Raw genomic sequence first — 23534 nt, 5'->3', positions numbered from 1 at the left:
GTGCGCCCACCCCGCGAGGGGGCGGGCGCGCCGTGGCCCGCTCGGCGGCTGCCGTCAGGGCACACCGCCCCCGACCCGGTCGTGCTCGACCAGGCGGGGGCGGCGCTCCGGACCGGCAGGCGCCGACCGGCTACTTGACCTCGTAGATCCAGATCAGGGCCGACGAGAGCTCGCCCGTGTCGTCCCACTTGTAGGTGCGGGCCAAGCCCTCACCGTCGTAGTTCGTCACGAAGTCGAGCATCCCGGCACGGTCCGTCACGCCGGACGCGATCCCGGTGAGCATGATCGTCGCCAGGTCGTAGCCCTCGACCGAGTAGACGCCGGGAGCCTGGCCGTTGAGCGCCTCGTAGGCCGAGGCGAACTCGTCAGGAGCCGGGCCGCAGGGGCACGACAGGATCGCGCCCTTGGACGCGGCCCCCGCCTGGGTCACGAACTGCGGGTCGTTGGTGCCGTCCGCGGACACGAACGGGATGTCGACGCCCGCGTCACGCAGCTGCTGCGCGAACGGTGCCGCCTCGGCGTAGTAGCCCGCGTAGAAGACCGCGTCGGCGTCCGAGCTCGAGATGAGCTGGGTCGCCGCGGCGAAGTCCTTGTCGCCGACCTTGACCTCGGCCGAGCACGAGTCGTCCGCCGCGTCACCCAGTCCCGCGGTGATCTCCTTGGCGAGGCCCACGCCGTAGTCCGAGTTGTCCTGGACCACGCAGACCTTCTCGTAGCCGAGCGTGTCCACCATGTACTTGGCGACCGCGGGGCCCTGGACCGCGTCGTTCGCCAGGCCGCGGAAGAACGTCTTCCAGCCGTTCTTGGTGATGTCGGGGTTGGTCGCCGACGCGGACAGCGACGGCAGGCCCGCCTGGCTGAAGACGTCGCCGGTCGCGGACGTCTCGCCCGAGAACGCCGGGCCGAGGAGCGCGATGACGCTCGCGTCGCCCACGATCTGCGGGGCGACCTGGGTGGCCTTCTGCGGGTCTCCCTCGGTGTCGAACTCCTTGATGGTGATCTGGCAGCCCGCGTTCGCGGCGTTGAACGCGTCGACGGCGACCTTGGCGCCGTAGAGGATGTTCTGCCCGAGCGCGGCGTTGGGGCCGGTCAGGGCGCCGGCCATGGCGATCGAGGTTCCCTCGGCGCACTCGGCCGTCCCGTCACCGGCCGGGTCGACGGGGTCGCCCGAGGTCTCGACCGGGACCTCCTGGCCGTCGATGTCGATCTGGACGGATGGCACGATCGCGAGGTCGGCCGTGCCGGTCTCGCTCGACGACTCTGTCGATCCTGTGTTGTCCCCCTGAGACTGAGTACCGCATGCGGTGATGGCGAGGGTGGCAGCCAGCGCGAGGGCCAGCCCACCCGTCGTTCGACGTGCTGTGCGTTGCATTCCGAACCTCCGTGCGCCAGATCGCACCCGGGTGCTCAGAGTCCTCGCACCCGCGGTGGATCACCTGAATATTCAGCACTGAATATCGTGCTGACGATGGCACAGGTCGGACGAGCGCGAAACCCCAGTTGCACAATTGCAACCAGAGAGTCACACACGGCGAACCGGACAACGTGCCCGAGGTTCCGGGCTCGGGTCCTGACGACCTGAGTGCATGGAACGTATGCGGACACCGTTACGCGAGACTCCGTGCCGCGTTACGGCACCGTCACGGGGACGTCTCGATTCGGCAGAGGCGCAGGTGAGGGGTCTGCGACCCGGGCTCAGGCCGGGTACTGCGAGAACGCGGCCGTCGCGGGGTCGGAGCCCAGGCGCGCGTCCGAGTCGAGCGCGTCGATCGCCGAGACCTCCTCGGCCGAGAGCTCGAACCCGAACACGTCGATGTTCGCGGCGATGCGCTCGGGGTTCACCGACTTGGGGATGACGATCCGTCCGCCCTGGACGTGCCAGCGCAGGATCGCCTGCGCAGGAGTGACGCCGTGCGCGGCCGCGACCGCCGCCACGGCGGGGTGGTCCAGGTCCGCGCCTCGCCCGAGCGGCGAGTACGCCTCGACCGCGATGCCCGCGGCGAGCGTCGCGGCCTGCGTGGCCCGCTGCTGGTAGGTGGGGTGGACCTCGACCTGGTTGACGGCGGGCACCACGTCGGTCTCGGCAAGCAGCCGCGCGAGGTGGTCGGGCAGGAAGTTGGACACGCCGATCGCACGCGCGGCGCCGTCGGCGTAGAGCTTCTCGAACGCCCGCCAGGTCTCGACGTAGAGGTCCTTGCTGGGCACGGGCCAGTGGATGAGGTACAGGTCGACGACCTCGAGGTCGAGGGCCTCGCGCGAGTCCTCGAACGCCTGGAGGGCCGACTCGAACCCCTGGTCGCCGTTGCGCAGCTTGGTCGTCACGAAGATCTCGTCGCGGTGCAGCCCGCTCGCGCGCAGCGCCGCACCGACCCCGGCCTCGTTGTAGTAGCCGGCCGCGGTGTCGATGTGCCGGTAGCCCGCCTCGAGCGCCTGCTCGACGTTCTGCTGGGTCGCGTCGTCGGGCACCTTGAAGACGCCGAGGCCGACCTGCGGGACGGTGACACCGTTGTTCAGCACGACGCCGGGGACCTGGGAAGGAGAGACCATCACTCAGTTCTACCCCGCGCCCGGCGGTGGGCACCACCCGTCGCGCGCCGCGGTCGAGGCCGCCCGCGCACCACGGACGGCCGCCGCGGCCAGGGTGCCCGGCGGGTGAAGGTCGTGAAGCACCTGAGGCGGCCGTGCGAGGGGTCGAGGCGGACGCTGTGGCGCTCGCCTCATCGGCCCGTCCGGGCGCGACGTGCACCGTTCGGGCGTGGCACCGTGGCCTGATGTCCCCGCACGCCTCCCCGTCCCGCGGCCTGCCGTCGGGCGGTCCCTCCCCCGCGCACCCGCGGAGCCGGGCCGTCTGGGTCGTCGCCGTCGTCGTCTCCCTGCTGGTCGCCGCCGCGGGCGTCACGTTCTACCTGACGCGCGCGTCCGCACAGCCGTCGGCACAGCCCTCGCCGACCCCGTCACCGACCGCGACCCCGGTCCCCGCCGAGCGCGTGGACCCGCCGGCGGTCCTCGACCCGACCTCGGTCGAGAACCTCGAGATCCACCAGGAGTCGACCGCGGACACGGGCGACGCCCGCTCGGTCTCGACCGTCGCGATCCCGGGCGAGCACTCGCTCGCGCGGGCGTTCGGCCGCTTCGTCGACGGGACGACGCAGGCCTACGAGTCGGCGATCGACCCCGACGCGGTGGGCAACGAGCTCAACGTCGGGTGGGACCTGGTGCTCGCGCAGGGCGACGTGCTGGGCGTGCACGCCTCGACCTACGCCTTCACGGGCGGGGCGAACGGGGAGGTGGGCAGCCAGACCTTCTACACCGACCTCCCGCGCGCGACCACGACGTGGTCGTCGGACCTGCTCACCGCGGACGGTCGCAAGCAGTCCGCGGAGTGGGCGGGAGCGGCGCTCGCGGCCGAGGGGCTGGGGTTCGGCGAGCCCGTGCCGTCGTCCGAGGACACGTTCCGGGACGTCCGTCTCGGGCCCGACGGCGCAGCGACCCTGGTCTTCTCGCCCGGCCTGGTCTCGGCCCGGGCCGACGGGGAGCTGGCCGTGCGCCTCGAGCCGGACGCGACGCGGAGCGTCCTGTCGGCCGTCGGCAAGCAGCTTGCCGAGGTCGCGGCGAGCGGTGCACCCTTCATCGGGATCGCCCCACCCCCTGCCGAGGAGCCGCCCGTGCCCGCACAACCCCCCGCGTCGCCCGACGCACCGGACTGCTCGGTGCTGCGGTGCATCGCCCTGACCTTCGACGACGGCCCCGGCAAGTACACGTCGCAGCTCCTCGACACCCTGGCCGAGAAGCAGGTCCGGGCCACGTTCTTCCTCGTCGGTCGGTCGGTCCAGGCGAACCCGGACCTGGTACGCCGCGAGGTCGCCGAGGGCCACGCCGTCGGGAACCACACGTGGTCGCACCCCGACCTGTCGAAGCTCGGTACCGACCAGATCTCGCAGGAGCTGCAGTCGACCGCAGACGCGGTCGAGGCAGCCTCAGGCGTCCGACCGACCCTCGTGCGCCCTCCCTACGGCGCGACGAGCGATACTGTGACGAGTGTCCTCTCCCAGCGCAACGAGCCGGCGATCCTGTGGGACGTCGACACCGAGGACTGGAAGAACAAGGACTCGGCCATGACCTCCGAGCGGGCTCTCGCAGGTGCCCGACCTGGGGCGATCCTGCTGATGCACGACATCCACGCCTCGACCGTGTCGGCCGTGCCCGGCATCGTGGACAGTCTGCGGGCTGCTGGTTACACACTCGTGACCGTGCCCGATTTGCTCGGTCCTGACCTGGTTGGTGGACACAAGTACTTCAATCGTTAGCAACAGGGGTAGCACAGTCGGGGTAACCCCTGTACCGTTACCGGTGAGATTGCAGTGCCTCGCTTGTCCTTGCGCAACGGCCCCATGCCACCGCGAACCTTGTTACCCAAGAGTTGACGACGAACACCGTGATGTTCGGCTCCAGATCATGGAGCTGTTTGAAACTCTAGAAGGAGATCCCCATGGCATTGGGAACCGTGAAGTGGTTCAACGGCGAGAAGGGCTACGGCTTCATCGCACCTGAGGACGGCAGCGCCGACGTGTTCGCGCACTACTCCGCCATCCAGACGCAGGGCTTCCGCTCGCTCGAGGAGAACCAGCGCGTCGAGTTCGACGTGACGCAGGGCCCCAAGGGCCCGCAGGCGGAGAACATCCGCCCGCTCTGATCTCACTCGCCTCCGGGCGTAGCTGATCATTGAACGAGTGCCCCCGACCGGTTCGCCGGTCGGGGGCACTCGTGCGTCCAGGACCAGGCACCTCCGTGCCTGGTCTCTGCCGCCGTGGTAGAACTGAGAACGGTCCAGAGGACCAGCGAACCGCCCTCCGGCGTGCTGGTCCGGCAACCGCGCGACGCGCACGGTGCTCCCGGAGGAAGACCCGCCCCCACGACCGTGGGGGAAGAGCGAGAAGCCCAGCGACACGGCGCTCCTCCTCGTGCCCCTCACCTGGGCCCGCCCGGGTGAGCGTCGACGCGCGGGGTGAGCTCCGCCGTCGGGCACGGAGAGAAGGAGCACCATGGCCCAGCACGTCATGGAACGCCGGCCGACGACCGCCCCCTGTCCCGCACCGACCGTGTGCGACCGGTACGACACCGGGCACCTCCTGCACCCCGTCCACGCACGCATGCTCGGCAACCGGCCCTGGGGCTGGCGCGAGGGCACGGTCCGCGCGGTACGACCGGTCGACGGTGGTATCGAGGTCGTCGTCGAGTACCTGACGGGCGAGGGCGCCTGTCGGGCGTGGCACCACACCGCGCTCGACCTGGCCGACGGCCAGACCGTGCGGGTGCACGAGCAGTACCACGCGCTCGAGGTCTCGGGAGCGGCGCTCAACGTCCGGCTCCTGAGCGGGGTGGGCTGCGTACCGGAGCCCGCTCGCCGTTGAGTGCTTGGTTCGGCGGCGACTCGCCAGGCGTTTCGCCGCCGGATCATGCACTCGACGGAACGGCGACGCGGCGTACCGCGTTGAACCGGTGAGGGCACCCGCCCTCGACGGGTTCGACCAGAAGGACACGCACATGGGATTCCTCGACCGCCTCCTCGGCCGCACCCCGCAGGACGACGGGGTGCCGCGCCGCACCGCGACCTACGACGGCCACGAGTCCCCCGTGTACGGCACCCCGCCCCCCGCCCCGACAGGTCCCGGACGCAGCGAGGACGACGTCGCGATCGACCGCTACCGCTACCTGCTGCGCACCGCTCCCCCCGAGGCCGTCGAGCAGGCGCACGCCGAGGCGTTCGCGCGGCTCACGCCCGAGCAGCGACGCCGCGTGCTCACCGACCTCGGCGAGAGCCTGCCGCCCGCCGAGCGCGCGACCTCCGACGACCCGCAGTCGCTCGCCCGCATGGCGACCCGCGCCGAGATGCGCAACCCCGGCACGCTCGAACGGTCGTTCGGAGGCAGGCAGGGCGGGCCGGGCATGGGGTCGATGATCGGCTCGAGCATGCTCGGCACCATCGCGGGCGTCGTGATCGGCTCCGCGGTCGCCAACATGATGTTCGGCCCGATGTTCGGCGACCCGACCGCGAACCTCGCGGGCGACGGCGGGACGGGTGGCGAGGGGGACCCCGGCGCGACCGAGGCCGACCCGGGTGCGGGTGACACGGGCGGTGAGTTCACCGAGGCCGGCGGGGACTTCGGGGGCTTCGGCGACTTCGGTGGTGGGGACTTCGGCGGGTTCGGGGACTTCTGAGGCCCTGTCCAGACCTTGGGTGCGTGATTCGGCAGCGACTCGCCCGGCGTGTCGCTGCCGGATCATGCACTCGACAGAGGGCCGTGCTCAGGCAGGCCGCCCCGACCGGCACAGCCCGATGAACGCGCCCAGCTCGGCGAGCTCCTCAGGGTGCTGCGGCAGGTAGTCCGTGAGCCGGGGCGAGCGGACCACGACGGCGCACCACTGGCCCCGCGAGACCGCGACGTTGACCCGGTTGCGCGAGAGCAGGAACTCCATGCCGCGCGGCACGTCCTCGCGCGCCGAGGCGGTCATCGAGACGATCGCGACGGGCGCCTCCTTGCCCTGGAACTTGTCGACCGTCCCCACACGCACGTCCCCCAGCCCCGCGGCCTGGAGCGCGTGCCGCACGGTCCAGACCTGCGCGTTGTAGGGGGCCACGACCACGAAGTCGTGCTGGTCGAGCGGCCGCGAGCCGGCCGGGCCCGCACCGGAGGACCCCGCACCGGCGCCGGAGGCTCCTTCGCCGGCGACGCCACCGACGGGCGCGACCCCGCCCTGCCCTCCCGGGTACCACGTGGTCCCGATCAGCGCCCGGACCTGCCGCACGATCTCCTGGGCCTCATCGCCCGAGGACACCGCGTTCCCTGCGTGCTCGACCTCGACCACGTGCACACCGGGCTCGACCCCCACGAGCAGCCGCTCGCCCGCGGCCGCCTCGGCGTGCAGCAGGCCCTCGTACGCGAGCTCGGACACCGCGTCGCACAGCGCGGGGTGCATGCGCCACGACCGTGCGAGGAAGTAGCCGAACTCCGGGGGCAGCACGTCGTGCCCGCCACCCGCGCGGGTCAGCCAGCCGAGGGCCGACTGGTCGACCGGCTCGGGGTGCTGCCCCTGCGAGACCTGCGGGAGCTGCTGCGGGTCTCCCAGGAGCAGGAGCCGCTGCGCGGCCCGCGAGACCGCGACGGTGTTCGCGAGCGAGAACTGCCCGGCCTCGTCGATCACGAGCAGGTCGAGCTCGCCGTCACCGAAACGCTCGACGTGCGCGAAGTCCCAGGCTGTCCCGCCGATCACGCAGGGCCCTTCGCCGACGAACGAAGAGGTCTGGGCGGAGTCCACGAGCCGCCAGGGGACCAGCCGCGAGCCCTCGGGGAGCTCGGCGGCCGCGACGTCGTCGGGCAGGCCCGACCCCGCGTCGCGCCCGACCCTCGACACGTCCCGCCCCTTGGGACCCGAGGCCTTCTTGCCCACGCGGTCCGCAGCGACGCCGCCCTTGGTGATGACGCCCGCGAGGACGTTCTCGACGACGTCGTGCGACTGCGCCACGACACCCACTCGCCAGCCCTCGGCGACGAGGCGGCCGATCACCTTCGAGGCGAGGTGCGTCTTGCCGGTGCCCGGAGGCCCCTGGACGCCCAGGTAGGACCCGTCGAGGTCGCGGACGGCGTCCGTGACGGCGTCGATGTACCGCTCGGGGCCGTCACCCAGGGTGGGCAGCGGTCCGCCGGACACCGTGCGCGGCGGACGCCGGCGCAACAGGTCGAGCGCGGGGTGGTCCGGCAGCCCGAGGGGAGCCTTTGGCCCGTCGGGGTTCTGCGCCTGGACGAGCGTCGCGAGCGCCCGGATCGAGGCTTCCTGCTGCGGCGTAGGCAGCACCTGCCCGACCGTCAGCGCCATGGGCAGCGCGTCGTGCGTGGCGGCTCCCTTGGGGACGGGCATCCGCACGTCGAGGACGTCGACCTCCCGGCCGCTCGCGAGCCTCCCGCGCTCGACGCCGTGCACGCGCACGCTCCCCGTCGACCAGCGCACCGCGCCGCGCGCGGGCTCGATCCCGTCGGGAGCCGGTCCCTCGAAGAGCGCGGTCGCGCCCTCGTAGCCCGCCTTGAGCTCGGTGCCGTCGGGCAGCTCACCGTAGAGCCGCAGGCGGCGCGACGGGTTGCTGCGCGGCGTCGCCCGGGCCCAGTCCTCGATCACCTCGGCCCGCTCCACGAGGAAGTACGACCGGGGGGTCTGCCACTCGTCGACCGGGTCCTTGAGTCGCGAGAAGTACTCCTGCCAGAACGGCTTGGCCTCGCGCCAGTAGTACCCGACCCCGGCGCCCAGGAGCGCGACGGCCTCCTCGTCGTCGGTCCGCCCGTCCCCCGACCGACCGTCCACGCCGCCCGCGAGCGCCCGTACGTCGAGCTCGACCTGCTCGGCCTCCGCACGCTTGGCCCGGCGGGCCACCTCGGCGTCGCTGAGCTCGAGGACGGGCGGCAGGTCGTCCTCCCACCCGTCGCCGACCGGGGACGGCGTGCGGACGTCGCTCGTCGCGGGGGCCGAGCGTCCGGCGAGGCCCAGCAGGAACTCGTGCAGCCGCAGGGTCGAGAGGCAGTCGTACTCGTTGTAGTCCGCGATGCCGCGCAGCAGCCGGGCGGCCTCGTCCTCGTCGCCCGCGTCGCGCGCGGCGCACCAGGTCGCGTACGCCACGACCGACGCGGCGGCGTCGGTCACGTCGCCGCCGCGGAGCTGGTCGCCCATGTAGAGCGGTTCGAGCTTCTTGATCGAGTACGACGGCGCCGAGACCTTGAGCGAGTGGCGCACGGTCGAGTAGAGGTCGACGAGCACGCCCTGGCGCAGGAGGTCGTCGACCTCCTGCTCGTAGACGCCGTGGCGGGCCGCGATCGACAGCAGGTGGGTCTTCTCGTAGGACGCGTAGTGGTAGACGTGCAGCCCGGGGTGCTGGGCGCGTCGCTTGGCCAGGTAGTCGACGAAGTCGACGAGCGCCTGCTTCTCCTGTTCCAGGTCGTGGGCCCAGAACTCGTGGAAGGGTGGCTTCTCCCCGGGCGTGCCGGGTCGCTCGACGAGCCCGAACAGGTAGTCGATGTTCCACGTGACGTCGCCGGTCGCCGGGTCCGTGACGGACCACAGCGGGTCCCCCTCGAAGTCGAAGAACACGTCGCCCGGGTCCGGCGGGGGCAGGTCGCGCAGCGGCGCGGGGTCGACGACCACGTAGGAGAGCGTGTGCTGCTCCGTCCGGGCAGGTTCCGGGTCCCCCTCCCCCGGCACCACCTGCGTGCTCCACGTGACCGACCCGCTGGGGCCGGGCCCCAGGCCCGGCACGGCTCCCCCGTCGGGCGGCACGTCGACCAGACCGGCCTGGAGCCGGGCCTGGACCCTCAGCGCCTCGAACGTGCGTGCAGCGAGGCCGCGGGGCGGGGCCGTGGCCGACGCGAGCTGGGTCATGGTCGTGATGCCGCCCGCTCGGAGCCGCACGCGCTGGGTGCTGCGCAGGCCCGCGACGCGGAGCAGGTCGTCGTGCTCCTCGACCTGCTGGGAGCAGTACCCGCAGGTGCCGCACTGCCGCAGCCCGGGGGCGTCCCAGCGGACCGGCTCGCCGGCCGCGCGGTGCGTGTCCAGCAGGTGCAGCAGCTCGGCACGACGCTCGCGGAACACGGGCAGGACGTCCGCGAGCCGGTGGTCGGTCACGGCTCGCGTCCCCAGGATCAGGTGCAGCACGGGCGACGTCTCGACGCCTGCGGCCAGGAGCTGGTCGGCGTAGGCCGCGAGCTGGAGCAGCGCGGGGACCTTGGCGCGCCGCGCGAGCTTCGCGTCGTACACCGCGTACTCGGGGCCGCCCGCGCCCGGGGCGCCGGGTCCTCTCAGGGTGCCCGACGTCGTCGGGCCGGCGGGGAGCAGGGAGACGTGAGCCGCCCGGCTGTCCGTGCGGATCAGGAAGTCCGCGCGGCCGTGGAAGCGGCCGTCGAAGAACGAGCCCTGGTAGACGACCTTGACCCCGTCCCGCAGGGCCGCGAGCGTCGCGGCGTGCGCGGCCACGAGGTCCTCGCGGCGCATGGTGCGCGGCACGGGGATCTCCCGGACCGCGTCCGCACCCACGAGGTCCACGAGCCCGGCGAGGACCTGCTGCTCGTGCACGTCGCCCAGGGTCGCGGTGCGTTCGAGCATGTCGTCCGCCTCGACCGCGCCACGGGCCGCACGCCCCGTCTTCTCGTCGAGCGTGCGCAGCAGGCGGTACTCGCACTCGCTCGCCGCGACGAGGTCGCTCGCCGAGAACACGAGCAGCTCCTCGGCGGACGGGTCCTGCTGGTCCATCAGGAACACGACGACTCCTCGGGATCGCTCACGCACGCTGCCGATCGCCCGTCTCGCTGCCGATCGGGGGCCGCCGCACGCTCCTCGACCCGGTTCCTTTGTACCCGGCGCCGCTGACAGGGCACGGAATTGGCGTCAACGGGCCGATCTGCAGCATAGTGAGCGCGCTGGAACTGTCGAAGGAGCTCTCCCATGGCCGTACATTTCAACCCGCCGCCCGGCTGGTTGGTACCCCCCGGTTTCGCCCCTTCGTCCGACTGGCACCCCGACCCGGCCTGGCCGGCCGCGCCCCAGGGCTGGGTCTTCTGGGTGGAGGCCGGCGCTGCCGCAGCCGTGCCCACGCCGCCTCCGCCCCCTGCCCCGCCCGCCTCGGGGGCCGAGGCCTGGTCCCGCGAGACGCCGGGCGGCGGGATCCCGGTGCTCTTCCAGACCGCGGGCGCCCCCGGAGCGTCGGCGGTCTCCGGGGCCACGAACGCCGTCCCCGCCGGCATGCACCCCGGAACGCTCCCCGCGACGTCCCCCGGGGGCGGGACCCCCGCGGTCGGGCCGACGAGGCGGTCACGCCGTGACGTGAGCGCACCCGCGCCCGCGGAGGCCCCCTCCTCGACCATGATCCTGCCGGTCGTCGGCGCTGCCGCTGCCCCGGGGGGCGCCGCCACGAGCACCGCCCAGGCCGGCGGCCCCGCGGTCCCCGTCGCGATGCCTGCCGTTTCCGCCGGGCAGCCTCCTGCTTCCGACCGCGGTCCGCTCGCGATCTTCTCGAGCGACGACGACGAGGAGCGCGAGGAGCGCACCTACATGCGCTGGCTCCTGCCCCTCGGGATCGGCGTGGGCTGCCTCGCCGTGGGGCTGCTCATCGGCCTCGGCGTGACGCTCAAGGCCCAGTCGGAGGCCGGCGACGCCACCGCGGCAGCGGCCCTCACGACCGAGCAGATGGCCGCCGAGCGCGAGAAGCTCGACGCCGAGCGGACCGACCTCGAGACCCAGCTCGCCGGGATCGCGGCCTCGACCGAGGCCGTCACGGCCCGTGAGACCGCCGCGGCCACCAAGGAGGCCGAGCTCGACGCGCGCGACGTCGCGCTCGACGACCGCGAGGTCGCGATCGCGGAGCGTGAGGCCGCCGTGCAGGACAACAACAACGGCAACGACGGTGGCTGGGACTCGGGCAAGGTCAACGGCATCTACCTGACGTGCGAGGCCGCCAAGCGCGAGGGCAAGACCCCGCTCAAGCAGGGCGACGACGGCTTCAACCCGGCGCTCGACTGGGACGGCAACGGCGTCGCCTGCGAACGCTGACCGGTTCTCACCGGTGGGGCGCCGCGGTCGGCCGGCCCGAGGTGCCGAGGGAGGACGTGCGAAGGCAGTGGCCCCTGGATCGAGAGATCCAGGGGCCACTGCTCGCTTCTCGGCAGACGCGGACGGCTACAGCACGTGCGCCAGGAACTCCCGGGTCCGCTCCTCGCGCGGGTTCGTGAGCACCTCGCGGGGGTCGCCCTGCTCGACGATCACCCCGTCGTCCATGAACACCACGTGGTCGCCGACCTCGCGCGCGAAACCGATCTCGTGCGTCACGACGATCATCGTCATGCCGCTCTCGGCGAGGTCGCGCATGACCGCGAGGACCTCACCGACGAGCTCGGGGTCGAGCGCGGACGTCGGCTCGTCGAACAGCATGAGCTCGGGGTCCATCGCGAGCGCGCGGGCGATCGCGACGCGCTGCTGCTGGCCGCCCGAGAGCTGGGACGGGTAGTGGTCCATGCGGTCGGACAGGCCGACCCGGGCGAGCAGCTCCTCCGCGCGCGCCCTGGCCTGGGCGCGCGAGAGCCCGCGCACCTGCACTGGGGCCTCCATGACGTTCTGGAGGGCCGTCATGTGCGGGAACAGGTTGAAGCGCTGGAACACCATGCCGATGCGCGAGCGCTGGGCCGCGATGACCTTGGGGTGCAGGCGGTGCAGCCGCTTCTTGCCGTTCTTCTCGACCTCCCGGTACCCGATCAGGTCGCCGTCGACGTAGATGCGACCCGCCGTGAGGTCCTCGAGCTCGTTGATGCAGCGCAGCAGCGTCGACTTGCCTGAGCCCGAGGGCCCGAGCACGACGCACACCGAGCCCCGGGGGACCTCGAGGTCCACGCCCTTGAGGACGTGCACGTCGCCGAACATCTTGTGCACCCCGTCGATCTCCACCATGGGTGCGACGGACGCGTCGGCGCGTGCCGCCGTCGGGCCTGACGCCGCGGTCGCAGCGCCGGACGGGTGGTCGAGAGCGTCCGCGGTCACGGGGTCACCTCCAGGAAGGGGTCGGCGTTCGCGGTCGTGCCCGACGCCGCTATCGCCTCCTGCTTGCTCGGCTTCGTGGGGCCCTTGCCCGGCTTGCGACGGCGGCTCGTGCCCGTCGACGAGCCGAACCCGCGCCCGTAGTACTGCTCGATGTAGTGCTGGCCGACCATGAGGATGCTCGTGATCAGCAGGTACCAGATCGCCGCGACCATGAGCAGCGGGATCGGCAGGAAGATGCGGTTCGCGATCGCGTTCGACGCGAACGTCAGGTCCAGGCTGAACGGCACGGCGAGGACCAGCGACGTGGTCTTGAGCATCGAGATGGTCTCGTTGCCCGTCGGCGGCACGATCACGCGCATGGCCTGCGGCAGGATGATGCGCCGCAGGATCTTGCCGTCCTTCATGCCGAGGGCCTTCGCGGCCTCGGCCTGACCCGGGTCCACCGAGCCCAGGCCCGCGCGGACGATCTCCGCGAGGTACGCGGCCTCGTTGAGCGCGAGGCCCAGGATCGCGGCGCGCGCTGCGGTGATGAGGTCCGCGGTGTCGAACACGAACCACTCGGGTCCGAACGGGATGCCCAGGCTCAGCTTGGGGTACAGGACCGAGATCAGACCCCAGAACACGAGCTGGGTGTAGATCGGGGTACCGCGGAAGAACCAGATGTAGAACCAGCTCGTCGCCCGCATGACCGGGTTGTCCGAGCGACGCATGACCGCGAGGATCACCGCGAGCACGACCGCGATGGCCATCGAGGAGAACGTCAGGATCAGGGTCCAGCCCACGCCGCGCATGATCTGCACGTCCCGCAGGTAGAGCCAGACGACGTCCCACCGGAACTTCTCGTTCGTGACCAGGCCGTGGACGGCCATGGCCGCCAGGACGAGGAGGACCACGGCCGCCGCCCAGCGTCCCGGCCGGGGCACCGGGACCGCGTGGATGCGCTCCGGTATCCGGTCGGCAGGCGCGGACGCCGTGCCGAGGCTCGACGAGCCCCCGCTCGGCGGTCCGTCGGGCGATGGGGTGCTGGGCGGCTGGGCCATGGCTACCTCTGTTCTGTCAGGGGATCAGCTCAGGAGACCACGGGGTTGAGCTCGGCCGTGGTCACCGCACCGGAGGCGTTGCCCCAGGCGTCGAGGATCGTGGTGTAGTCGCTGTCGTCGATGAGCTTCTGGACCGCGGCCTGGACGGCCTGCGCGAGCGCGGTGTCGTCCTTGGCGATCGCGATGCCGTGCAGCGAGTCGGCGAAGATGTCGCCGAGCTGCTCGATCTGGCCGCCCGTCTGGGTCACGGCGTAGGCCACGACCTGCGAGTCCGCGTACATGACGTCGGCCTTGCCGCCCACCAGGTTGGTCGTGACGTCGGCCTGGCTCGCGTAGCGCAGCGGCGTGATGTCGGGCTTGCCCGCGGCCTCGCAGTCAGCCATGAGGCCGTCGAGCGCCTCGTCCTCGACCGTGCCCGTCTGGACGGCGATGCTCAGGCCGCACACGTCGGTGGGGTCGACGTCCTTGGGGTTGCCCTGGGCCACGGCGAACGCCTCGCCCGCACGGAAGTAGCTGACCATGTTGACCTCGGACAGGCGCTCGGGGGTGATCGTGAAGCCCGAGACGCCGATGTCGTACTTGCTCCCGATCGCCGGGATGATCGAGGCGAAGTCGGCGTTGGTGACCTCGACGTCGAGACCCAGGACGGCGCCGACCGCCTTGGCCAGGTCGACGTCGTAGCCGACGATCGTCTTGCCGTCGTCACCGATGAACTCGGCGGGGGCGTACGTGGCGTTGGTGCCGACCGTCAGGAGGCCGGCCTCGACGACGTCGGCCGGGAGCATCGCGGCGATCGTCTCGTCCTTGGCGATGGTCGACGGGTCGAACGACGCTGCGGACGAACCGCCGTCGGTGGGGCTCGCGCTCGAGTCCGTGGACGCGTCGGTGCACGCCGTGAGCGCGAAGGTCGCGACGAGGGCGGTCAGGGCGGTGAGAGCAGGCAGCCTGCGCATGGGGGTCTCCCGTTTCATGGTGGTGAGCTCCGGCGCCGACCTCAGGGGGGTGGGTCGTGACACCGTGCAGCGCGGGCAGCACGGAGCGGCGCCGCACCGTTGCCCTCCCAGTTTCCCGCGCGGGCGCCCCGACTGGCAAAACGACGCCGTTCTGCCGGGGGCCGGGTGCGCGCCGCGCACCGGTGGAGGCCGGGCACCGAGGCCGGTCGGGCAGCTCCGTGGAGCAGCCCGACCGGCCTCGGGGCCCGCTGCCCCGCTCGGCTCAGGAAGCCGGCGGGTTGACGACCGACTCGTCGAGCGCGCCCGCGTCGTTGCCCCACGAGGCCAGGATGTCGGTGAACGTGCCGTCCTCCATCAGGACCGTGAGCGCGGCCTGGATCGCGGCCGCGAGCTCGGTGTCGGCCTTCGCGGTCACGATCCCCTGGGGTGCCGAGTCGAACACGTCGCCGATCTGCTCGATCTCCCCGTTCGTCTGCTCGATCGCGTAGGACACGATGGGCGAGTCGGCGTACATGATGTCGGCCTTGCCGCCCACGAGGTTGGTCGTCGCGTCGGCCTGGTTGTCGTAGCGCAGGACCTCGAGCGGCTGCTCGCCGTCCTCCACGCACGTCGAGCTGATCTCCTCGGCGCCCTCGTCCTCGACCGTGCCGGTCTGCACGGCGACCGTCAGCCCGCAGATGTTCGTCGGGTCGACGTTCTTGGGGTTGCCCTTCTGGACCGAGAACGCCTCGCCCGCGTTGAAGTAGCTGACCATGTTGGCCTCGGCCATGCGCTCGGTCGTGATGGTGAACGACGAGATGCCGACGTCGTACTTGCTGCCCAGCGCCGGGATGATCGCCGGGAAGTCGGCCGACTCGATCACGACCTCGAGCCCCAGGACCGCACCCACCGCGGTGATGATGTCGATGTCGTAGCCGACCGGCGTCCGGCCGTCCGCGTCGATGAACTCGGCGGGCGCGTACTCGGTGTTGGACGCGACGACGAGCTTGCCGGCGCTCGCGATCTCGGCCGGCAGCAGGGCCGCGGCGGCGTCGTCCTTCTGGATCGACGTGAGGTCGAACGGCGCTTCCGTGGAGGTCTCGCCCGCGGACCCGGTGGACGGGGAGTCGGCGGGCTGGGAGGCGTCCGTGCAGGCCGTGAGGGCCAGGGTAGCCGCGGCCGTGAGGGCGACGAGGAGTGGCATCTTGCGCATGAGAGCTCCGATCGGGTGGGTACGTCGTGGCGCGCCACTCTAGGGGCGATACGTCTCGCTCGCGTCACGGAGGGGTTTCGGTTCGGCACCTAGCCCTGGTCGCGCCCGACGGCGCGCCGCCCCCGGGTGCGCCCGGCACCTCGGCCGGCACGCACCCGATCAGCCCGTCGTCAGCCGTTCAGCGGTGACATGTCCAGGTACCGGTCACCCGCCGCGGCCCCGGCCGGGAGCACCGCGTCGAGCTCCGCGAGGTCCTCGGGGGAGAGCTCGACGGCCGCAGCGGCGACGTTCTCCTCGAGGTACCGCACGCGCTTGGTGCCGGGGATCGGGACCACGTCGTGCCCTTGCGCCAGGACCCAGGCGAGCGCGAGCTGCCCGGCCGTGATGCCTCGCGCCGCCGCGAGCTCACGGACCTGCGCGACGAGGGCGAGGTTGGCGTCGAGCGCGTCGCCCACGAAGCGCGGGTTGGTCCGGCGGTAGTCGTTCTCGGTGAGCCCGTCGACCGACGAGATGGTGCCCGTGAGGAAACCGCGCCCGAGCGGCGAGTACGGGACGAGCCCGATCCCCAGCTCGCGCAGCGTCGGCAGGATCTGTGCCTCGACGTCGCGCGACCACAGCGAGTACTCGGTCTGGAGAGCCGTGAGGGGGTGGACGGCGTGCGCGCGCCGGATGGTCTCGGGCGCGGCCTCGGACAGGCCGAGGTGGCGGACCTTGCCCGCCTGGACGAGCTCTGCCATGCCGCCCACGGTGTCCTCGATGGGCACCTGGGGGTCGACGCGGTGCTGGTAGTAGAGGTCGATGTGGTCGAGGCCGAGCCGCTGCAGGCTGCCGTCGACGGCCTGGCGCACGTACTCGGGTCGTCCGTCGATCGTCCGGTCGCTCGCGCTCGCCCCGGCCCGCGCGATCCCGAACTTGGTCGCGACCACGACGTCGTCCCGGGCCACCCCGGAGCTGCGGAGCGCGCGGCCGACGAGGCGCTCGTTGGTGTGCGGGCCGTACATGTCGGCCGTGTCGAGGAGGGTCACGCCCAGGTCGAGGGCGCGGTGGATCGTGGCGATCGAGGTCTCGTCGGTGGGCGAGCCCTCGCCGCTCGTGGCGCCGTAGAAGGCCGACATGCCCATGCAGCCGAGGCCCACGGCCCCGACCTCGAGCAGTGTCCCGTTCTCGGCGCTGCCGAGGGTGTGGGTGGGGAGGTGCCGTGTCGCGGTGGTTTCCGTCATGACTCCAGCCTGCGACTTCGAGTGCGCTCGAGGTCAAGAGGACGGTCGCCCTCAGCTGTCCCCGGTCCGCCCTTCGTAGACGTCGATCTTGCGCTCGATCGCCTCGAGATGCTCCTGCACGGCCGCGAGCTCGGCGCGCACGCGCTCACGGTGCGCGTGCAGCAGACGCAGACGCTCGACCTCGTTGCCCTGCCCGCGCGGACCAGGTCCGCGTACGCGCGCACCTCGCGGATCGGCATGCCCGTACCGCGCAGCCTTGTGAGGAGCACGAGCCAGTCGACGTCGCGGGCCGTGTAGCGCCGGTGCCCGGACGGAGCGCGCTCGACCGCGTCGAGCATGAGCCCGTCGCGCTCGTAGTAGCGCAGGGTGTGGACGGTGAGGCCCGACGACGCGGCCGCTTCAGCGATGGTCAGCGCCGTTCCCGGGGCGAGAGCGGTCATGGGTCCAGCGTGCCACGGCGGCTGTCAGGACGGTCAGGCCTCCTCGAGCTCCACGTCCCAGTGCGCCGCGAGGCGCTCCGCCTGGACCAGGAACCCGCGCTGCTCGGCCCGGGTCAGCGGCCGGAAGAGCTGGGTGTCGAGCCGCAGCGACCGTGCGCTCAGGACGTGCCGCCATCGCCCGACGACCCGACCGTCCACCGCGACGACGTGCAGGAACGGCGACTCCTCCGTGCCGGGCAGCCGGAGCGGAAGGACGGCAGGCGCCTCTGCCGAGAGCGGGTCGCGGGCCAGGTCCCGGCTGTCCTTGTACGACACGAAGTACTCGTCGTACCCCTGGAGCAGGTCCACTTGTACATCCCCCGCGGTGCCGGTCAGGGGCGGCCCGTCGACCAGCCGCCAGAGGACCAGCCCGCTCGCCGCGCCCCCGACCCCGACGACCTGCTCGACCTCTGCCCCCAGCGCCGCGAGCCCCTCCCGCGTGCGGGTCATCGTGAGGCCCGACCAGCCCGCGAAGTCCTTGACGGTCGCGAGCCCGCGGCTGCGCAGGTAACGCCGCAGGAGCTCGACCAGCGCCGCGTCCTCGTCGAACGTCGACCCGAGGGGCCCGTATCCGGCGGGCACGCGCTCGTCGAACGCCGCGTACGTCTGCTGCTTGCCGCGCAGCGCGCCGCTGATCACGACCCGGTCGAGCTCGGCCCGCATCAGGATGTACGTGAACGGGATGCCGGACGAGGGCAGCCCGTGCGAGGCGAGCAGCGCCGCGAGCTCGGCCCGGGTCCGGTGCCGGCCACCCGCGACCGCGCCGGCGAGCAGGTCGGTCGCGGCCGCGTCCTGCGCGGGTCCGCCCAGGTCCGGGTAGTACGGACGGTTGAGGCGGTGCACCCGGGGTGCGGTGAGCTGCAGGAGCCAGCGGACGTCGTCGGGCAGGACGGTGTGCCACGTGGGGCGCAGGACGTGCGTGCGCACCAGGTCTCCCGCGGAGAACGCCTCGCGCGCGGCCGCCGCGGACGGCGTCCCCGCCGTGCGCTGCGCGATCCCCCACAGGGACGGGTGGAACTCCTGGGACTGGACGGCCCCCAGGTGCCCGACGACGTCACGCAGGCTCGGGAGGCCGGCTCCCCGGAGGCCGTGCGCACCCAGGCGGGTCGCGACGACCGTGGCGGCGTCGGGCGTCGTCGCCCCTGCCCCGTCGCCGACCACGCCGCTCACCGCCCCCGGCTCACGACGCCGCGAGGTCCGCGAGCGCGACGTCCGTCCCGCTCAGCTCGACCCGGATCGCCCCGTCCGTGACCCCGACCGAGGTCAGCGTGACACCCGTCGGGAGGTCGAGCGGGACCTGGAGGTTCGTCAGCAGGTTCGCGATCGGGCGAGGGAGGTCGGAGATCGTGATCGTCGCGGGGCCCAGGGTCAGGGACGCGACGTCGACCGCGATGGTGTTGCCGTCGACCCGCGGCGTGAGCCTGGCCGACAGGTCCACGCCCAGGACCGACATGCTCGCGACGAGCAGGTCACCGTCCGTGGTGAAGGTGACCGGGGACCCGGCCGCCTCGCTCGCGACCGCGTCGAGCGACGACGGCGAGAGGAGACCCGTCGCGGTGCCCGACCGCAGGACGTACGGGTCGCTCGTCGAGACACCGCGGGCGTCGATGTGCAGGTCGGACACGGTGTACCCGCCGAAAGTCGCCGTCGCCGCCGTGCCCGTGACGTGCTCGAGCTCGCCACCGACCACCTGCGTCAGGAACGGGAAGCCCTGGATGTCGAGGTTCGCGTCCGTGAGCTCGACGTCCTCCTGCTCCATGGACCGCACCGCGGCCCCCTCGGTCACGCGGACCGCGACGCGGTCGACCACGACGAGAACGAGCACCAGGACGACGAGCCCGCCGATCAACCACCACCATCGCTTCATCCGCCCACAGTAGGTGGCGAGACCGGACGATGCCGCGGACGATGCGGATCCGTGACCTGCGGTGTCGCTCACGGCGGACGGCGACCCGGCGCCGCCCGAGTCCTGCAGGTTCGCCGTGTTCCCGGCGACATGCCCGGTGTCACGCCGCCTAGGCTGAATGACATGACTCGTCCCGTGCGCATCGGCGTCCAGCTCCAGCCCCAGCATGCCGACTACCCCCAGATCCGTGACGCGGTGGCACGCGCCGAGGACGCCGGGGTCGACGTGATCTTCAACTGGGACCACTTCTTCCCGCTCTCGGGCGACCCCGACGGCAAGCACTTCGAGTGCTGGACCATGCTCGGCGCGTGGGCCGAGCAGACGAGCCAGGTCGAGATCGGCGCGCTCGTCACGTGCAACAGCTACCGGAACCCCGACCTCCTCGCGGACATGGCCCGCACGGTCGACCACATCTCGGGCGGCCGCCTGATCCTCGGGATCGGCGCCGGCTGGTTCGAGAAGGACTACGACCGGTTCGGCTACGAGTTCGGCACCGCGGGCTCGCGCATCGCGGACCTCGCCGACGCGCTCCCCCGCATCAAGGCCCGCTGGGCCGCGTCCAACCCGGCCCCCACGCGCGAGATCCCGATCCTCGTCGGGGGCGGGGGCGAGCGCAAGACGCTGCGCATCGTCGCCGAGCACGCGACCGCATGGCACTCGTTCGGCGACGCCGAGACGCTCGCCCGCAAGAGCGCGATCCTCGACGAGCACGGCGCCGCCGTCGGGCGCGACACCGCCTCGCTCGTCGAGCGGTCCGTCGCGGTGAACCGCCCGCCCGCCGAGGTGGGCGACGAGCTCGTGGGCCTCGGCGCGACGCTCCTGACGGTCGGGGTCAGCGGACCCGACTACGACCTCTCGCTCGTCGAGCAGTGGGTCGCCTGGCGCGACGCGCGCGCCGAGGGCTGACCCCACCGGCAGGACGGGGCGCGCCGCGCACGCGACGGCAGCGCCCCGTCTCAGCCACCGGACGCCGTACGCCGTCCGGGAACAACGACCCGGCAGCGCGGGTTGCCGCAGTCATGGCCACCCCACCACCAGCGTCGTCCACCCCTGACGCGGTCTCCCACCCGTCGGCACCGTCAGCCCCTCCGGCTTCACGCCCCACCCGCGCCACCCGCATCACCGTCGGCTTCGTGCTGCTCCTCTCGGCGCTCACGGCGATCGGCCCGCTCACGATCGACCTGTACCTCTCGGCCTTCCCGCAGATCGTCCGGGAGCTCGGCACGACCGAGTCCCGCATCCAGCTCACCCTGACCGCGACCCTCGCCGGACTCGCGCTGGGTCAGCTCCTCATCGGTTCGATCTCCGACGCGATCGGGCGCCGACTCCCGCTGCTGACCGCGCTCTCGCTCTACGTCCTGGCCTCGGCCGGGATCGTGTTCGTCCAGTCCGTCGAGATGCTCACCGCGCTCCGGTTCGTCCAGGGCCTCACGGCCGCGGCCGGCATGGTCCTGTCGATGGCGATCGTGCGCGACAACTTCGAAGGCTTCCAGGTCGGCAAGGTCATCGCGCGACTCATGCTCGTCGTGGGGGTAGCGCCGATCCTGGCCCCGACCATCGGGGCCCAGTTCCTGCGCATGGGCTCGTGGCGCCTGATGTTCGTGGCCCTCGCGGTGTTCGGCGTGCTGCTGCTGGTCCTCGCGGCCCTGCGGCTCAAGGAGTCGCTGCCCCCCGAGTTGCGGCGGACGGGTGGCACGTCGGCTGCCCTGCGCTCCTACGGGTCGCTCGTGCGCGACTGGTCGTTCTTCGGCCTCGCTCTGCTCGGCGGCTTCTACATGGCCGCGATGTTCACCTACATCTCGGCGTCGACGTTCGTGTTCCAGGAGCAGTTCGGCCTGAGCGCGCAGCAGTACGCGATCATCTTCGGCGCGGGCGCGGTGTCCGTGACGATCGGCAGCCAGGTCAACGGCGCGCTCGTCGGACGCGTGACGCCCGAGCAGATCCTGCGCGTGATCGTGCCGGTCGGCATGATCCTGTCGGCAGGGCTGCTCGCCGCGACCCTGAGCGGCGCGGGGCTCCCCGTCCTGGTCGCCCTGATCGTCCTGACGCTGGGCACGGCCGGGTTCGTCATGCCGTCGGTCCCCGCGGTCGCGCTCGAGCGCAACGCCCACCGCGCGGGCAGCGCGGCGGCCCTGCTGGGCGCCATGCAGTTCGGCGTCGGCGCGGGCATCGCGCCCCTGACCGGGCTGATCGGCGGCGACGTCACCATCACCATGGCCGCGGTCATGTTCGGGGTCATCTCTGTCGCGGGCCTGCTCCTGCTGAGCCTGAGCCGCTCGCTGCGGGCCGTACCGGCCGCGGGCGACGACGTCGCGGGCTCGGACACAGGGGATGCGGTCGAGGACGCGCAGGCCGACGAGCTGGTCGTGGTCTCCGACGTCTCCGAGCTCGGGGTCGTCGCGGCCGCCGAGGCGGTGGTCGAGGCCGCCGAGGCGGCGGCCGAGGCTCCGGTGGTCCCGGCGACACGTCGCACCTGACCCCGCCGCCGAGCCCCGCGTCGAGCCCAGCGCCGGTGCTCGACGACCGTGCGGTGGGCGTCCGGATTCCTCGGAATCCGGGCGCCCACCGCAGGGTCGGCACCGAAGGGCGTCCCGGCCAGCGGGTGACCGCTTCTCTTCGTACGGTGAAGGTGTGCCCGTCGTCCCGCGGGCCGCGACCGTCAGCAAAGATCACCAGGAGCGACGACCATGGACTGGAAGCTCGAGCTCGTCCCCGTGCCCGTGTCGGACATCGACCGGGCCAAGGCCTTCTACGTCGACCAGGTCGGTTTCCACCCCGACCACGACATCCCCGTCAACGACGACCTGCGGTTCGTCCAGCTGACCCCGCCGGGCTCGGCGTGCTCGATCGTGCTCGACGTCAACATGACCGACATGCCCTCGGGCGGGCAGCGCGGCCTGCAGATCGTCGTGCCCGACGCCGACGAGGCGCGTCAGCACCTGCTCGACCACGGCATCGACGCCCCGCCGGTCGAGGACCTGCCCTGGGGCCGTTTCACGTACTTCTCCGACCCCGACGGCAACACCTGGGCGCTGCAGCAGCTCGTCACACCCCAGGCATGACGCCGGCCTGGTCCGGCCGGTGAGCGCTCCGCGGGGCGCCGCGCCTCGCGAGGCGGGCGGCGCCGTCGGGCCCGACGACGCCACGTACCCCCTCCAGGCCCGTTCCGCGGGGAGCGTCGCGGCACTCGACGAGGTGCTCGTGGGCTGCCGGGCCTGCCCGCGCCTGGTCGCGTGGCGCGAACAGGTCGCGACCGTGAAGCGGGCCTCGTTCCGCGACGACACCTACTGGGCGCGGCCCGTGCCCGGGTTCGGCGACGACCGTGCGAGGGTGCTCGTCGTCGGGCTGGCTCCGGCCGCGCACGGCGCGAACCGCACGGGTCGGATGTTCACGGGCGACCGTTCGGGCGACTTCCTGTTCGCGGCGATGCACCGCACGGGGTTCGCGAACCAGCCGACGTCCGTGCGGGCCGACGACGGTCTCACCCTGACGGGCATCCGCGTGACGGCCCCCGTGCACTGCGCCCCGCCGGCCAACAAGCCGACCCCGCTCGAACGTCGCACGTGCGCGCCGTACCTGGGGCGCGAGCTCGAGCTCGTCGGGCCGCGGGTCGCGGTGGTCTTGGGCGCTTTCGGGTGGCAGGCGCTCCTCGCGACCCTCGACGACCAGGGGTGGGACGTGCCGCGACCTCGCCCGCGGTTCGGGCACGGGGCCGAGGTGCGGCTCGCGCACCCCGACGGGCGCGACCTGACGCTGCTGGGGTGCTTCCACGTGAGCCAGCAGAACACCTTCACGGGGCGACTGACGCCCGAGATGCTCGACGAGGTGCTGCTGCGGGCGCGGGAGCTCGGCGGCTGATCCCCCGCGAGCCCGGGCCGGGTGGGGCGGCCGGGTCCCGGTCGGGCAGTCGTCGGGTTGAGCACCCACCCGACGAGCCAGGGCGGGCACCGGGTCACGGCAGGCGCGGGCGCATCTCCTGGGCGCGCACCGAGACCGCGAGGAGACGGCGCTGGGCGCCCTGCGGTCGTTCGCGGCCCGCGACCCGCAGCGTCTCGAGGCGCGCGATGATCTCCATGCGGCGCAGCTCGCGGTCCAGGCGGTGGTCGTCCATGGTGTCCTCCCCTTCCTTGCCGGCGACGCCTTGCGGGGGCCGACCCTAGGAGGGAGCGCTGAGGGG

At 72.5% G+C, this 23534-nt stretch carries 20 protein-coding genes, 1 pseudogene and 1 riboswitch; of the genes and pseudogenes, 9 read left to right on the top strand and 12 right to left on the bottom strand.

Features of this window, described 5'->3' with window-relative positions; genetic code table 11:
• Nucleotides 1–130: 130 nt before the first annotated feature.
• Together H9641_RS11335 and H9641_RS11330 are read right to left on the bottom strand one after the other, a co-directional pair.
• The gene (locus H9641_RS11335; RefSeq protein ID WP_318244533.1) at nt 131–1222 is read right to left on the bottom strand and encodes a branched-chain amino acid ABC transporter substrate-binding protein; all 1092 of its coding nucleotides are present in this window, start codon (nt 1220–1222) and stop codon (nt 131–133) included.
• Between the two features lie 473 nt (nt 1223–1695).
• Complete coding sequence (locus tag H9641_RS11330; protein WP_191803787.1) at nt 1696–2547, bottom strand: aldo/keto reductase; 852 nt, start codon at nt 2545–2547, stop codon at nt 1696–1698.
• A gap of 224 nt (nt 2548–2771) precedes the next feature.
• Between H9641_RS11330 and H9641_RS11325 the strand changes: the two genes are divergently transcribed.
• The 4 genes from H9641_RS11325 (at nt 2772) to H9641_RS11310 (ending at nt 6219) form a co-directional block, all read left to right on the top strand.
• On the top strand, nt 2772–4307 hold the full coding sequence (locus H9641_RS11325; protein ID WP_191803785.1) for a polysaccharide deacetylase family protein: 1536 nt from the start codon (nt 2772–2774) through the stop codon (nt 4305–4307).
• A 182-nt stretch (nt 4308–4489) separates the two neighbouring features.
• On the top strand, nt 4490–4693 hold the full coding sequence (locus tag H9641_RS11320) for a cold-shock protein (protein ID WP_030152390.1): 204 nt from the start codon (nt 4490–4492) through the stop codon (nt 4691–4693).
• Nucleotides 4694–4824: 131 nt separating this feature from the next.
• Nucleotides 4825–4936, top strand: a riboswitch (SAM riboswitch).
• Between the two features lie 106 nt (nt 4937–5042).
• Nucleotides 5043–5411, top strand: a complete 369-nt coding sequence (locus tag H9641_RS11315) for a hypothetical protein (protein WP_191803783.1) — start codon at nt 5043–5045, stop codon at nt 5409–5411.
• A gap of 88 nt (nt 5412–5499) precedes the next feature.
• Nucleotides 5500–6219 carry a hypothetical protein gene (locus H9641_RS11310; protein ID WP_318244532.1) on the top strand — a complete coding sequence of 240 codons (720 nt, stop codon included), beginning with the start codon at nt 5500–5502 and terminating at the stop codon, nt 6217–6219.
• Between the two features lie 87 nt (nt 6220–6306).
• On the opposite strand, the gene H9641_RS11305 is transcribed toward H9641_RS11310, so the two are convergent.
• On the bottom strand, nt 6307–10290 hold the full coding sequence (locus H9641_RS11305) for a TM0106 family RecB-like putative nuclease (protein WP_191803859.1): 3984 nt from the start codon (nt 10288–10290) through the stop codon (nt 6307–6309).
• A gap of 192 nt (nt 10291–10482) precedes the next feature.
• Between H9641_RS11305 and H9641_RS11300 the strand changes: the two genes are divergently transcribed.
• Nucleotides 10483–11586 (top strand): excalibur calcium-binding domain-containing protein, encoded by a 1104-nt coding sequence (locus tag H9641_RS11300; RefSeq protein WP_191803779.1) that lies wholly within the window; start codon nt 10483–10485, stop codon nt 11584–11586.
• 126 nt (nt 11587–11712) lie between these two features.
• Here the strand turns inward: H9641_RS11300 and H9641_RS11295 are convergent, their stop codons facing one another.
• The 8 genes and pseudogenes from H9641_RS11295 to H9641_RS11260 form a co-directional block, all read right to left on the bottom strand.
• A complete protein-coding gene (locus tag H9641_RS11295) occupies nt 11713–12477 on the bottom strand; it encodes an amino acid ABC transporter ATP-binding protein (protein WP_191803857.1) in 765 nt (254 codons plus the stop codon).
• A gap of 86 nt (nt 12478–12563) precedes the next feature.
• The gene (locus H9641_RS11290) at nt 12564–13607 is read right to left on the bottom strand and encodes an amino acid ABC transporter permease (RefSeq protein ID WP_191803777.1); all 1044 of its coding nucleotides are present in this window, start codon (nt 13605–13607) and stop codon (nt 12564–12566) included.
• Nucleotides 13608–13636: 29 nt separating this feature from the next.
• Nucleotides 13637–14578, bottom strand: coding sequence for an ABC transporter substrate-binding protein (locus tag H9641_RS11285; RefSeq protein WP_225220317.1), 942 nt, complete (start codon nt 14576–14578; stop codon nt 13637–13639).
• Between the two features lie 244 nt (nt 14579–14822).
• On the bottom strand, nt 14823–15752 hold the full coding sequence (locus tag H9641_RS11280; protein ID WP_191803774.1) for an ABC transporter substrate-binding protein: 930 nt from the start codon (nt 15750–15752) through the stop codon (nt 14823–14825).
• A 170-nt stretch (nt 15753–15922) separates the two neighbouring features.
• A complete protein-coding gene (locus tag H9641_RS11275; RefSeq protein ID WP_191803772.1) occupies nt 15923–16972 on the bottom strand; it encodes an aldo/keto reductase in 1050 nt (349 codons plus the stop codon).
• A gap of 269 nt (nt 16973–17241) precedes the next feature.
• Nucleotides 17242–17412 (bottom strand): annotated as a pseudogene (locus H9641_RS20720) (MerR family DNA-binding transcriptional regulator); the annotation flags it as partial.
• Nucleotides 17413–17445: 33 nt separating this feature from the next.
• The gene (locus tag H9641_RS11265) at nt 17446–18621 is read right to left on the bottom strand and encodes a winged helix DNA-binding domain-containing protein (RefSeq protein WP_191803770.1); all 1176 of its coding nucleotides are present in this window, start codon (nt 18619–18621) and stop codon (nt 17446–17448) included.
• Nucleotides 18622–18631: 10 nt separating this feature from the next.
• Nucleotides 18632–19318, bottom strand: a complete 687-nt coding sequence (locus H9641_RS11260) for an LmeA family phospholipid-binding protein (protein WP_191803768.1) — start codon at nt 19316–19318, stop codon at nt 18632–18634.
• 162 nt (nt 19319–19480) lie between these two features.
• Here H9641_RS11260 and H9641_RS11255 point away from each other — a divergent pair, with 162 nt between their 5' ends.
• The 4 genes from H9641_RS11255 to H9641_RS11240 all read left to right on the top strand — a co-directional run bounded on the left by H9641_RS11255 (nt 19481) and on the right by H9641_RS11240 (nt 23215).
• Nucleotides 19481–20263, top strand: coding sequence for an LLM class F420-dependent oxidoreductase (locus H9641_RS11255; protein ID WP_191803766.1), 783 nt, complete (start codon nt 19481–19483; stop codon nt 20261–20263).
• A gap of 227 nt (nt 20264–20490) precedes the next feature.
• On the top strand, nt 20491–21834 hold the full coding sequence (locus H9641_RS11250; RefSeq protein WP_318244531.1) for a multidrug effflux MFS transporter: 1344 nt from the start codon (nt 20491–20493) through the stop codon (nt 21832–21834).
• 210 nt (nt 21835–22044) lie between these two features.
• The gene (locus H9641_RS11245) at nt 22045–22419 is read left to right on the top strand and encodes a VOC family protein (RefSeq protein WP_191803762.1); all 375 of its coding nucleotides are present in this window, start codon (nt 22045–22047) and stop codon (nt 22417–22419) included.
• Nucleotides 22420–22438: 19 nt separating this feature from the next.
• The gene (locus tag H9641_RS11240) at nt 22439–23215 is read left to right on the top strand and encodes a uracil-DNA glycosylase (RefSeq protein WP_191803759.1); all 777 of its coding nucleotides are present in this window, start codon (nt 22439–22441) and stop codon (nt 23213–23215) included.
• 94 nt (nt 23216–23309) lie between these two features.
• On the opposite strand, the gene H9641_RS11235 is transcribed toward H9641_RS11240, so the two are convergent.
• Complete coding sequence (locus H9641_RS11235; protein WP_191803757.1) at nt 23310–23468, bottom strand: hypothetical protein; 159 nt, start codon at nt 23466–23468, stop codon at nt 23310–23312.
• Between the last annotated feature and the right edge of the window lie 66 nt (nt 23469–23534).

The organism is Oerskovia merdavium, assembly GCF_014836755.1.
GTDB classification, from domain to species: domain Bacteria; phylum Actinomycetota; class Actinomycetes; order Actinomycetales; family Cellulomonadaceae; genus Oerskovia; species Oerskovia merdavium.
Note: the sequence above shows the minus strand (reverse complement) of the source record. Positions and strands in the feature narration are given on the sequence as shown.